The organism is Streptomyces sp. NPDC052020, assembly GCF_040680575.1.
Lineage (GTDB): Bacteria > Actinomycetota > Actinomycetes > Streptomycetales > Streptomycetaceae > Streptomyces.
Genome location: NZ_JBFAWY010000070.1, coordinates 1 through 12,313, shown reverse-complemented (window position 1 = coordinate 12,313; position 12,313 = coordinate 1). Strand labels below are relative to the sequence as shown.

General features: G+C 68.8%; 9 protein-coding genes and 2 pseudogenes. 4 read left to right on the top strand and 7 right to left on the bottom strand.

Annotation, left to right across the window (positions count from 1 at the left end):
• Positions 1-47: 47 nt before the first annotated feature.
• The 3 genes and pseudogenes from AB0L74_RS34350 to AB0L74_RS34340 all read right to left on the bottom strand — a co-directional run.
• Positions 48-2,657, bottom strand: a complete 2,610-nt coding sequence (locus tag AB0L74_RS34350; protein ID WP_365661384.1) for an NACHT domain-containing protein — start codon at positions 2,655-2,657, stop codon at positions 48-50.
• A gap of 134 nt (positions 2,658-2,791) precedes the next feature.
• Positions 2,792-3,268: a hypothetical protein gene (locus tag AB0L74_RS34345; protein WP_365661381.1), complete on the bottom strand. Its 477-nt coding sequence runs from the start codon at positions 3,266-3,268 to the stop codon at positions 2,792-2,794.
• Between the two features lie 180 nt (positions 3,269-3,448).
• Positions 3,449-3,825: pseudogene (locus AB0L74_RS34340) on the bottom strand (LLM class flavin-dependent oxidoreductase); the annotation flags it as partial.
• Positions 3,826-3,958: 133 nt separating this feature from the next.
• Between AB0L74_RS34340 and AB0L74_RS34335 the strand changes: the two are divergent.
• On the top strand, positions 3,959-6,157 hold the full coding sequence (locus tag AB0L74_RS34335; RefSeq protein WP_365661379.1) for a VCBS repeat-containing protein: 2,199 nt from the start codon (positions 3,959-3,961) through the stop codon (positions 6,155-6,157).
• A gap of 475 nt (positions 6,158-6,632) precedes the next feature.
• Here the strand turns inward: AB0L74_RS34335 and AB0L74_RS34330 are convergent, their stop codons facing one another.
• The 4 genes from AB0L74_RS34330 to AB0L74_RS34315 all read right to left on the bottom strand — a co-directional run bounded on the left by AB0L74_RS34330 (position 6,633) and on the right by AB0L74_RS34315 (position 9,523).
• A complete protein-coding gene (locus tag AB0L74_RS34330) occupies positions 6,633-7,667 on the bottom strand; it encodes a pectate lyase (RefSeq protein ID WP_365661376.1) in 1,035 nt (344 codons plus the stop codon).
• Positions 7,668-7,683: 16 nt separating this feature from the next.
• Positions 7,684-8,724 (bottom strand): pectate lyase, encoded by a 1,041-nt coding sequence (locus tag AB0L74_RS34325; RefSeq protein WP_365661373.1) that lies wholly within the window; start codon positions 8,722-8,724, stop codon positions 7,684-7,686.
• Between the two features lie 379 nt (positions 8,725-9,103).
• Positions 9,104-9,340 (bottom strand): hypothetical protein, encoded by a 237-nt coding sequence (locus tag AB0L74_RS34320; RefSeq protein ID WP_365661387.1) that lies wholly within the window; start codon positions 9,338-9,340, stop codon positions 9,104-9,106.
• A 27-nt stretch (positions 9,341-9,367) separates the two neighbouring features.
• On the bottom strand, positions 9,368-9,523 hold the full coding sequence (locus AB0L74_RS34315; protein ID WP_365661371.1) for a hypothetical protein: 156 nt from the start codon (positions 9,521-9,523) through the stop codon (positions 9,368-9,370).
• Between the two features lie 805 nt (positions 9,524-10,328).
• Here AB0L74_RS34315 and AB0L74_RS34310 point away from each other — a divergent pair.
• The 3 genes and pseudogenes from AB0L74_RS34310 to AB0L74_RS34300 form a co-directional block, all read left to right on the top strand.
• Complete coding sequence (locus AB0L74_RS34310) at positions 10,329-10,667, top strand: antibiotic biosynthesis monooxygenase family protein (protein ID WP_365661368.1); 339 nt, start codon at positions 10,329-10,331, stop codon at positions 10,665-10,667.
• Complete coding sequence (locus AB0L74_RS34305) at positions 10,664-11,551, top strand: NAD(P)-dependent oxidoreductase (RefSeq protein ID WP_365661366.1); 888 nt, start codon at positions 10,664-10,666, stop codon at positions 11,549-11,551. The genes AB0L74_RS34310 and AB0L74_RS34305 overlap by 4 nt, the downstream gene beginning before the upstream one ends.
• Before the next feature lie 660 nt (positions 11,552-12,211).
• Positions 12,212-12,313: pseudogene (locus AB0L74_RS34300) on the top strand (ABC transporter permease); the annotation flags it as partial.

Below are 12,313 nucleotides of genomic sequence, written 5' to 3'. Positions count from 1 at the left end.
GAACTACAACTACTCCTCGCGGTCTGGACCGGCGCCTGCCCCACCTGTCACCGCGACATGCCAGAACCCATACCAACATGACCAAGCACTACTAGGTGCGCGGCCGCCCGCAGCCGGAGCATGCCTTCGAGGGTGGTGTCCTGGGCGATCGCGTGGAGAGCATCGGTGGCGCGGGAGTCCCCAGCAGAGCTCAGGGCATAGGCCGCCTGTGCTCGGGCCAAGCCCTCAACGTTCTCGTCATATACGAGAGTGTTGAGCAGGTCGGCCCCGGGTTTGTCTCCGCGTTCGGCTAGCTCCGTGGCTGCCTGTATCCGTACGAAGGTGTTGAGAGCAGTGTCGTGGGCGAGGCTGCGAAGCAGGTCGGTTACGTGCGGTTCGCGGACCGCTGTCGCGAGTTCACTCACAACGTACTCCCGGCTCCCCGGACCAAGCGTAGTGTCGTAGGCAAGGGTGGTGAGCGCTGTAGCGGCGTGAGGACTTTCCAGGCGGACGAGGTCATGGGCCGCTTGTATCCGGTCAAATGTGTGCAGGCTGCTGTCGCGTACCAGGGCATAGAGGAGGTAGACACCACGGTTTCCGGTCATTCCTGCCAGGTCACACGCTGCCTCTCTGCGGAGGCTGATGTTGAGAGAAGTGTCGTTGGCGATCCTGTCGAGCACCTGAACGCTACGACTATCGCGGAGCATGGCCAGGTGATGGGCTGCCTCGTGTTGACTATCGGAGTCGATGTCGGGACTGCGAGCGAGGTCATCAAGCAGATCGGCTCCCAGGGGATCCTTGTCATCTGCCAGCCAGCTAGCTGCTCGAACTCGAGTGCCGGCGTCAAGAGAAGGATCGCGAGCGAGGAAGGCGAGCAGATCCTTGCCGCGAGGATCTCCGGCCAAGTCGAGTTGCCCGGCTGCCGTCAAACGAAGCTGACCGCCGAGGGCGACATCACGAGTCATGGTATCGAGCGCATCCCTGCTAAGGGGACCACCGATCCTGGCCAGTTCTCTCATCGCATCAGCCCGGGAAGCGGGGCTGAGGGTGGTATCGCGGGCCATGCGGTCGAGCGTCGTCACGGCCGCATGTACCACCGATTGAGGAAGACCGGTCCCCACCCGCGCTTGCGCTGCGATGAAGCGACAACCGCGTAGCCCGCCACGGGTTGCGAGACGTTCAAGGACTTCCACGGCGTCGGACGAGGGCACGTCTCCGGAATCAAAGAGGAATCCGACAAAGGAGAGTGTTGCTGTGAGCATATGCTGACCGTTGAGTCCGAGGACCGGAATTCCGCTGCGGTCTCCTGTGTCGATGCCGTCGGACTGCCACCACGGCGAGCTGTCGAACTGCCACCACCTTGAGATGTCGTCATCGCTCATGAGTACGTTGAGGACGATTTCAAGCAGCTTCTTATGGGCGTCGGCATCCCGGGCGACATGGACGGCGGCAAGGTATTCCAGGAGAGTCTGGTGCAGGAAGCCGAAATCGCCTGCCCGAAATGTTAGCAGGCCGCTGCGGCGTAGGCACGCTTCCAGAAACGACTTCCATATATTGTCCGGAACTCCTGGGGGGCCTTGGGCAAGGGACTGCTCGGCCAGGAAACTCAGTGCTGATTGGTCGTCGGCGGTGGACCGCTTGACCGCGAGCTGGCCGAGCAGGTCCGGCAAGCGGTCAAGGACGTCGTGGGCCCGTGTAACGGCACCTTCCCCATAGCGTTCCAGAGCGGCGCGCGTCTGAGGGCGGATACCTGTAAGGCCAGCGGTGTGCTGCCGTTCGTGGAGCAATTCGACAAACCTGCGGTAGAGCTGGCCCCGGCTTCCGGGCAGAGGTTCGTCGGGGCGAGCAGCATAGAGCTGACAGAGCATGGTCGCCATCAGAGGCGTGCGGGCCAGATCTGAAAGTCCGGTGTGATCCAGGGACCGAATGAAACGCCTAGTAACCTCGTCGACTTCGGGCAGGCGAAGGGCCTGGAACCAGCCGCGGGCGAACGCGGGCAAGTCGCCAGCGCCAAAAGGCTGTAGTTCATAGCGGGGAACCTGCTCTCCCAACAGATCAAGTTCGACCTGCGGGAGAGGGCGGGAGGCGACGATGAACCGATACGTTGACTGGTGGTCGCCGGCGGAGATGGCAGCCAGGCTGCGCAAGATTTGGCACCTGGTGTTTGGGTCAGTGATCTCATCGAGGCCGTCCACGAGCACCAGCCACGGGATACCTGGGTGCGGCTTAGTGGCGAAAAAGTCCGCTGGCACCTCGTGGACCAACCCAAACGAGCTCAACTCGGCGGTGACGGCACGTGCGAGGGCCTCGGGCAGCGGACGCCCCGGCAATGCGGCCGCCGGGACCAGAACTGGCACGGCGGCCGCAGTCCCTCCCTGCTGCCATTGGACAGCCAGAGCGGCGAGTTGAGTTCGCAACAGGCTGGACTTGCCGCTCCCCGGCGCACCCAGAATCGCACACGTATAGTGCTGACCCAGGATCCGATCAGCGGGCAGCAGTTGCGAGCGCCGCGAACTTGTTCTGTCATGTTCAGCCGGCTTGGCATCGAGTGAACGAATGGCTGTTTGGCGGAGATAGACAGCCGTCAGCGGCGGAGCCGTACCTGGCACAACCCCCGGATAAGGGTGCTCTCGAGCAGCATGCGCGGCCGCCGCAAGGTAGTCCTTCAGCCCAGCCACACGTGCGCTGGCCCCGATGGTGACGGTATCTGCGTGCAGGAACGCGATGCCGCCGTTAGCGGCCTGGACGAGGGGACCACCAGTCCGGGATGAGCGTGGCTCGGAGTGGAGTGGGCTCGCAGTGGCCGGTCCGGTCAGCCCTGGGTCGGATCCGGCGTGGGAGGGCGGCCGATGTGCGCGCCTCCGTGGATGACGTTAGCCGCGATCGAGCCGCCTTCGGCGCGGATGCTCACGTTACCGTTGGCGGCTAGCCCTCCTTGACCGGCTGAGGCCCCGCTTCGGTCGGTGTGCCGGGCCAGCAGAGCGCGCAGTTCCTCAGCGGCCTGGGCACGCTCGAGGTCGTCAAGGCTTTCGAGGAGGGCCTCGATACGGGTCTGCCACGCCGCCTCCTGACGGATGCGCACCCGATCCGCCACGGCCGCCTCTGCGGTCTCCAACTCGCCCGCGGTCTGCTCCAAGCGCTCCAGTTCCGCCCGCTCGCGTTGTGCGTCTCCCCGGCCGAACCAGCGTGCCACCGCCTGCCGCAACCCGCTCCACACGTCCGTTCCCGCAGCCTGTACGACCGCGGTCCCGCCTGCTGCGGCCAGTGCCGTTAGCGCTTGTTCCAGCATCCCCGTTCTTCCCTCCCAGAGACGATCTCACCAGCAAGGTAGCGCCCCATGGGATGTCGTGCAGCGTCATGGCGGGATACCTCGCGGTCGCGGACGGCGAGCAGGTGCACGTCCACCGGCACGGTGTGCCGCTCGCCGCTCACGCGGCGCCTCCCGGGCGACGGCGAGCAGTACGGTGAGGCCGGACAGGATGAACTCGTCGATGTCCAGGCCCGCGTACTCGGCGACCCGGTCGGCGACCTCCGCGCGGCTGCCGACCAGCGCCGTTGCGGCGCCGCCGCGCAGCAGCCCCACCCCGGCCCAGACGTTGGGGTAGATCTCCAGGCTTCCGCGCTGGTCTCGCGGGTCACGACGTGGAAGCGGATCCCGAACCGCACCTTCCGGTCGCGCTGAGGGGCGAGTTCGCGGATCCAGGAGAGCTTCCGGGCGACCTGGTCGGACGGTTCTCCCCGGGTGGGGTAGGAGTCCGTGTGGCGGGCCGCGGCGGGCCCGGCCTCCGGCGAGGGTACCCCGAAGTACAGGCGCGGCAGCGGGTCGGGCGGGGTGAGGACCGTCGCACCGACACGGCGTCCGCCCAGGTACGCGCGGTGGAGTACGCGACGCCCGCGCGGGCGTACAACCATTCGGCCCTTGGTGAGTCACAGGTAGTGAGGCGCACGGTGCGCCTGACGCATCCAGAAGGAATCTCACGTGCCCCTGGCCCGATCGACCCGACGTCGGCTGGTAGTCGCCGTCACCACCGTCATCACCGTTACTCCTGGCGTGGGCGTCCTGTCCGCACCGGCCTCGCCCGCCCACGCGGCGGTGGCGACGGACACAGCGGCCTCCGCTCCCGTTCTCATGCCCTTCCTCAAGGGCGCGAAGCTGGTCGACGCCGGTCTGACCGGCTTCGTGACCCTCGCCGACGGCTCCCTCGACAAGCGCTTCACGCGGTACGCGGATGGCACCGGGAGGGGTTACGGATACCGGACCTACCTCCGCTCGACACGGACGGTGGACTACCTCGTCTCCGTGGGCCGTTGGGGTGTCTATCAGCGCAACCTCAAGACCCTGTCGTCGTTCGACGTCTTCGTCGGGGATCTGGCCGGTGAGCCGCGCTACGCGGGTTCGGCGGCGCACGCGGTCTTCACGACCGTCGAGACCGACGGAACCCTCAAGCTCCGTCAGCACACCGAGGACAACGGCGTGCAGACCGTCACCGGCCTGCCGGCCGGCGCGCAGGACATCGAGATCACCCCCGGCACTCCCGAGGACGCCCTGCTCACCTTCACCGACGGTGGCCGGAAGAAGTGGGCCCTGGTCGACCTCGCGACCGGCTCGGTCCACGAGGTCCATGACCGGACCCCCGGTTCCACCGGAGGTGACATCGCCGTCTCCGAGACCCACGTCGTCTGGACCGAGGGCGACGGCACCGCGACCCCTTCGGTGTACGTCCTGGACCGCGCGTCGGACGTCATCGCCAAGCTCCCGGTCGCCCAAGTTCATGCCAGTGACCTCCAGGTCGGCCTGGTCGGCGGCTGGGTCGTGTACGGCGAGGCCGGAGGCCTCTCGTCCGGCGACGAGAACCCCCTGTACGCCGTCACCGCGTACAACCCGGCCACCGGTGCCTCGGTGAAGCTGCTCGACCACCTGACCTCGTCCGCCGCCGCCCCCGACGGCCTGTACGTGCGCGGGGGCACCGTCACCGACGGCGAGGGCCTGTTCAAGATCACCGCCGGTGACGGCGGGGCTCCCGTCGTCACCCAGGTGGCGAACGCCGGAGCACCCACGAAGGTCGAGATCACCGGCAACACCGTCCCCGCGGTCGTCGACCTCGACGAGAACGGTGGATCGCCCTCCCTGCGCTGGGACTTCTCCAGGACCACCGTGGACGTGAGGATCACGCTGCGCCACATCCGTACCGGGAAGACCCACGTCGCCGCCGAACGGCATCCCCACATCCCGTCCGTCACGCTGAACTGGAGCGGCACCGTCGGCGACGGGTTCGAGGCCGCCCCCAACGGCGCCTACACCTGGCAGGTCGTGGCCGAGCCCCTCAACGGCATCGGCCCGGCCACCACCGCCGACGGCACCTTCACGGTCACCCGCGAGGGACAGCCGCACGACTTCAACGACAACGGCACTCCCGACATCCTCACTCGCGACTCCGCGGGCAAACTCTGGCGCCACGACACCTACTTCGCCATGGGCGTCAACGCGTCCGGGCAGCTCGTCGAGGGCGAGGCCAAGACCCTCGTCGGCGGCGGCTGGAACGTCTACGACCGTATCGAGGCCACCGGCGACCTCGGCGGATCACCGGTCGGCGACCTGGTAGCCCGCGACACGTCCGGCGTCCTGTGGTTGTACCAGGGCGACGGCCGCGGCGGCTTCGCCGGCCGGATCAAGGTCGGCGGCGGCTGGCAGATCTACGACAAGATCGCGGGCGGCTCCGACCTGACCGGGGACGGCAGGAACGACCTCCTGGCGACCGACCGGTCCGGTGTCCTCTGGCTCTACTCCGGCAGCGGCACCCCCACCGCCCCGTTCTCCGCGCGCAAGAAGGTCGGCGGTGGCTGGGGCGTCTACAACGACCTGACAGCAGTCGGGAACATCGGCGGCGCTGCCGCCGGAGACCTGATCGCCCGGGACAAGGACGGGGCGCTCTGGCTCTACCTGGGCAAGGGCGACGGCACCTTCGCGTCCCGCACCCGGATCGGCGGCGGGTGGAACGCGTACACCCATCTCGTCGCCGTCGGCGACGCCGACCGCGACGGCCGGAACGACCTCGCCGCCTTCGGCCCCCAGGGCAACTACCTCTACCGGGGCACGAGTTCCTGGAAGGCTCCGTTCCTCGGCCGCCAGCTGATGGGACTCGACCGCCCCGGGAACGCGCAGCAGCCCATCGTCTGACCTGCGCAACGCGCAGTTGCGGTCGACCGTTTCCGGGACGCCGCCGCGCGGCGCGCGATGAGGTCGGCCGTACCGGTTGGGTGCCGCCAGCCGGTCCGGCCGTTTCACGCCGGAAATCACGCCGTCCCCGCCGTCACAGGGCCGTGCCCTCGTCGGTCAGCCCAGTTGCGACGACCCCGCCGCGGCGGTCACCTCCACGGCCGCCGAACCGCACCGTGCCGGGAGCCCGCCGCGTGGCGGGGACGTACCAGCGCTGGAAGTGCGCTGGCCGCCACACCACGAGCGGGACGGCCCGATCGAGGTGCGGCGCTGACCGCGGCCCCCCCCCGGGTGCAAGGCGGCTCTCACCGCACCCCGCAGGGCGGGCTTCACCCACTCGGTGGCGGAGGCCAGCTCGGGGGAGCCGGTTCACGCGGGTGGGTGCCGGCGGACCCCACGGCGAGGGTGTCGGGCGCGGCAGGTCGGTGCGGAGATCTCACAGCCCGATCGTGCCCGGCCCCGCGCCCCGCGTCACGATGTCCTTGACGGTGCGGGGGTCGTCCACCGTGTAGTCGTAGTAGTCGGCCGGGTTGTCGACGCTGCCGCCGACGACCGGTTCGCCGGCCTCCTCCCCAGTGAAGAGGTTGTCGCGCTCGACGATGCTGCCGTCCGGCCCCGAGTAGCTGTTGGTCATGGGCTCCTCGACCTCTTCGAAGTGGTTGCCCTCGATGAAGCAGCCGGAGTCCGCGTTGCAGGCCGGGCCGGTGTCGCTGTTGTCGAAGAAGTAGTTGTTGTAGATGTGCACCGGGTCGCCGAAGCGGGTGCGTGGGTTGCGCTGGGGGGTGCGGTCGTACCAGTTGTGGTGGTACGTCACCTTGAGCCGGCCGGTGTCCTGGGCGGCGTTCTTGTCGGAGTGGCCCAGCAGCATGTTCTTGGTGTGGTGGTGGGTGTGGTTCCAGGAGACGGTGATGTAGCTGGAGCCGCGCTTGATGTCGATGAGTCCGTCGTATCCGGCGGACAGGTCGTTGTGGTCGATCCAGATGTGGTGGGAGAACATCTGGACGTTGATGGAGTCGTCGCTGGCGTTGCGGAACGTCAGGTTGCGGATGATGACGTTGTGCACGGCGTTCGCCGGGGGCGAGGTGACGGTGTCGCTCGCCGGAAGACCGATGTTCAGACCGCCGCCGGAGATCCCGGAGCCCGCGCCGACCCCCACGATGGTCTTGTCGGAGGACACGTCGTACATGCCGGCCGGTAGCTGGATCATGCCGTTGACCCGGACGGTCCTCGGGCCCTCGGCGCGGACGGCGGAGATGAGGTCGGCGGCGGTGGACACGGTCACCGTGGGTCCACCCGCACCGCCGGTGGTGCCGTTCTGGCCCCACGCGTCGACACTGGCGAACCCGGTGGGGGCCGACTCCGCCAGGTCGGCGGGGGCGGACGAGGGCGCTGAGCCGGGGGCGGCGGGAGCGGCGGCCGTGACGGCCAGGGTGGCGAGAACCGCGAGGAACAGGGTGCCTTTGCGGTGCATGTCGGCCTCCAGGGGCTCAGGCGATGACGCCGACGCCGACGCCGGCCGGGACGGTGCTGGGAAGGCTCGAAGCGGGGTCGAGGGAGTAGCCGTAGTACGTACGCGGCTCCACGACCGTGCCGAGCGTCTGCGGCGGCCCGCAGTTGACGTACACGTTGCCGCGCTCCACGACCCGGCCGGGGCCGCTGTCGTCGTAGCCCGAGTAGATCGGGTGCGCGACGTTCTCGAAGTGGTTGGCCTCGACGAGCACACCCGCGTCCTCGGTCGACGCCACGCCGTACAACCGGTTGTTCCGGTAGAGGTTGTTGTAGACGTGTACCGGTTCCGCGAACCGCACCCTGGGGTGGCGCTGGTCGGTGCCGTCGAAGAAGTTGTGGTGGTACGTCACCCGGAGCTTGCCGCGGTCGGCAGTGTAACTGTCGTTGTGGCCGAGCAGGCATGCCTTGCTGTGGTCGTGGAAGTGGTTCCAGGAGACGGTGACGTAGTCCGACTCCCGCTTGATGTCGAGCAGCCCGTCGTAACCCTGCGAGAAATCGCAGTGGTCGATCCAGACGTGGTGAGCCCGGTTGGTGACGCTGATCGAGTCGTCCGAGGCGTCGGTGAACCGGATGTTGCGGATGACGACGTTGTTGCCCGGCCGGGTGGTCGAGCCCAACTGGAGTCCGCCGCCGGTGATTTCCGCGGTTGAGCCGATGCCGAGGATGGACTTGTCGGCCACCACGGTGATCATGCCGTCGAACGCGATACGGCCGGAGACCAGCAGCACGTACGGTAAGTTGCGGCCGGCGTACTCGCGAAGCTGGGCGGCGGTCGTGACGGTGACCGTGGGACCGGCGGCGCCGCCGGTGGTGCCGTTCAGTCCGAGCGCGCTGACGCCGGCGAACCCGTCGGCGCTCTGCGCGGCGACGGCGGCGAGCCGGGCGGGACCGGCGGCGGCCCGGGCCTGACCGGCCCCGGCGGCCAGCACAGCGGCGGAGGCCGCGGTGCCCGCGAGCAGGCTCCGGCGCGAGACGCGGGGGAGGTGACGGGGATGGGGGGTGTGGGGGGTGCCTGTCATGATCCTGCGCTCCTCAGATCTTTCCGGTGCCGGCCGGCCCGGACAAGCGGTCGGGACGTCGGCCGCGCGGTGCGGTGTGTAGGAGTAGTGGGTGCGCGGTTCGACGACCGGACCCGGGGGTCTCGATGGCGTGGTTGCGGTCGTCGGGCGCTGTCACGCTCGACCAGGCGGCCCAGGTCGCCGCTGAAGTCCACGCGGGCGGGGTTGCTGACGCTGAAGAAGTAGTTGCCCTCCGGTACCACGCTGGCGTTCAGGGCCGAAGCGCGACGCCGTAACCGTTGTCGCGGTAGTAGTAGTCGTTGTAGACGCGCACCGGTTCGGCGACCCTGACACGCAGGTCGCGCGGAGGCGTCGGAATAGTTGTGGTGGTACGTGACCCTCAGGCGGCCCCGGTCATGGGCCCGTTATCGTCGTCGTGACCGAGCAACAGTGTTTTGTCGTGGTCGTGAAAGCGATTCCATGACACGGTGACGAACTCTGAGCCCCGCTTGATGTCCACGGCGCCGTCGGCGCCGTCGAAAAAGTCATTGTGGTCGATCCAGATGATGTGGCAGGAGAACATCTGGATATTGGTCAGGAGGTCCGTGGCTCCGTCGATCGGCAGATTGCGGATGATGATGGTGTGGACCGCGTTCGCGGCCGGCTAGGTGACCCGGTCGTCGGCCGGGAGGCCGATGTTCAGCCGACCGCCGGTCAGCCGGGCGTCGTCGCCCGGGCCGACGATGGTCTTGTCCGACATCACCGGACGCATGCCGTCGCAGGCGCCGACGGGCAGCACGTTCATGCTGCTGACCTGCACGATCAGAGCTTTCGGGCGGGAGATGTAGTCCAGGAACCGGGCGGTGGTGGCGGCCGTGACGACGGCGCCGCCGACTCGCCCGTGGTGCCGTTCTGGCCCAGAGCGGCGACATCGGCGAACCCGTCGGCAGTGGTGAGGGCGCCGGGTGCGGGCGCCGCCGGGGCCGGCGCCCTCTCGGCGCCGGTCCGGTCGCAGCCGACGAGTACGGCCGCCAGGGTGACCGCCCCCGTGCGCCGGGCGGACTTTCTCTTGGATGACCGCGGTGGGGGCAACCGCATGGGAGGACCTTTCTGATGTCCTGAATCAAGCGGGTCGAGCAAGCGCTTTCTAAAAAAGTAGGCTCTTTGCTATGATCACGTCAATCTGGCGTGCCGGATAAAAGACCAACAAAAGCGACCACTAATGAACATCGAAATGCGGGCCGCCGACTGGCCGCAATGTCGCGTCATCCGGCACCGCCCGCGACCCGCTTCTGCACGCGCTTCGCCTGGGAGCGCGGGTGGCTGCGGACGGCCGAGGTGCCGAACGGTTCCTGGAGACGTCGCGGTATGGCACGACGACCGGGGCGTGCGATGGCGATGATCTGCGGGCGGGCGTTGACCGGCGGTGTGTGCCCGCTCCGTCGGCCGCCGCTCCTGGGCGCCGTCGGGGGGTTGACGACTCGGCCCGCCACTCACCCGAAACGCCTAATGACGGTGCGTGCACGCCTTGTCCCCACTGTGCCTCCTCCCATTTGGAGTTGCGGCCGTACAGGCGACATGAGTCCGTGGAGTCGTGTCCCACCGGATCTCACTCAGGAGGAACCATGGGCACCAACCACCAGGGCCGGTCGGCCGACAAGCTGGGCGTCGTCTTCGCGGTCCGCGTCGTCGAGGGCGGCGAACGGGGCTTCCTGGAGCTGTACGAACAGCTCCGGAAGTCCGTGTCCCGGACGCCCGGTCACATCATCGAACGGCTCGGCGAGCCCGCCGACGACTCCCGTCAGTGGGTGATCACCAGCGAGTGGCAGACGGCTGAGCACTTCTTCGCCTGGCAGCAGAGCGAGGAGCACCGCGAACTCGTCGCGCCGTTGCGGGAGTTCACGGACCAGCGGCAGTCGCTGCGGTACCGGGTGCTCAAGGAGACCCGGGGGGTGTCGTCATGACGCGCACCTCGCAGGGCCCCGTCGCCGTACTCGGCCTCGGCGCGATGGGCGCCGGGCTGGCCCGCCGCCTGCTCGACCAGGGCATACCGGTCCGGGTCTGGAACCGTACCGCCGAGCGGACCGCGCCGCTCGCCGAGGCCGGCGCCCACGTCGCCGCCCACCCGGCCGAGGCGGTCGAGGGAACGACCGCCGCACTCTGCGCCGTGGCCGACGGCGAGGCCCTCGGCACCGTGCTGCGCGGCCCCGACGGCGTACTCTCCGAGGGCCCGTACCCGGGCATCCTGCTGTGCGCCAGCACCGTGGCGCCCGAGGAGGTCGTACAGATCGCCGGGGAGGTGCCCGCCGTCTTGGACATGGGCATGCTCGGCAACCGCGACCACGCCCGCGGCGGGGAGCTGCGGCTGTTCGTCGGCGGCACGGAAGAGGCGTTCGCCGCCGCCCGTCCGCTGCTGGAGACGCTGGGCAAGGAGGTCGTCCATCTGGGCGCACTCGGTTCCGGCATGCGGATGAAACTGCTCCTCAACCTGCTGATGGGCATCGAGGTGCAGGCACTGGCCGAGGCCGCCGAACTGGCGGACGCCTGCGGCCTGGAGCGGGAGCTGGTCCTGAAGACCATCGCGGGCAGCGGCTTCGCCTCCCCGGTCATGGCGTTCAAGTCGCGGCGGCTGGCCGCCGACCGGTTCAACGAGCCGGACTTCCGGCTGCGGCTGATGGCGAAAGACCTCATGCTCGCTACCAAGCAGGCGGCAGCAGCCGGCCTGAGCCTGCCGCTGGCGACCGCCGCGGCGGAGACCCACGCCCGCGCGACCGAGCAAGGGCTGGGCGACCAGGACTGTGCCGCGGTCACCCGCGCACTGAGACCGAAACCGGGAACCGACACGTGATCATCGACATCCACGGGCACCTGTCCCCACCGGAAGCCGCCGAACGCTTCCCCATGCCCCCGAGCCTGACCGACGTCGACGGCATGCTCGCCGCCCGCGCCGAGGCAGGAATCGACCTGACCATCATCGGCAGCCCGGTCGGGGCCGGGGCGATGGCGCGGGTGCCCGGCGTAGACAACTACGCGCAGCCGCGCGACCGGCTGCGCGCGTTCCACGCCTGGATGTCGGGCCTGATCCGCAGGTTCCCGGACCAGCTGCGCGGCTATGTGTACGCCAACCCGTTCGGGGACGACGATCACCTCGACGGCGTACGGGAGACGCTCGCGGACCCCGCCTTCGTCGGTCTGATCACCACGTCCAGCGTGCACGGGGAACTGCTCGGCTCGCGCCGCGCCGACTCCTTCTTCGCGCTGGCCGCGGAGGCCGAGGTGCCGGTCCTGGTCCACGCGCCAGCCGAACCGGTCGGCACGGAACGGGTCGAGCAGAACGGCTTCGTGGAGCAGATCGGCCGCTTCGGCGATGTCACGCTGGGCATGGCCATGATCGCGTTCGCGGGGTGGCTGGACAAGTACCCGGGTCTGCGACTGATCGGCGCGACCGGCGGCGGCGCGCTGGCGCTGCTGCCGGAGCGGTTGCAGACCGCGGCGCGCCCCCGGCACTGGGCCGGGGAGACTGCCCGTGATGATCCCGCTGGTCGTCCTCGCCGTCCCGCCGATCCTGGTGACCACCTACGAGGCCCTGCGTTCCGTCGATCCGTCCCCG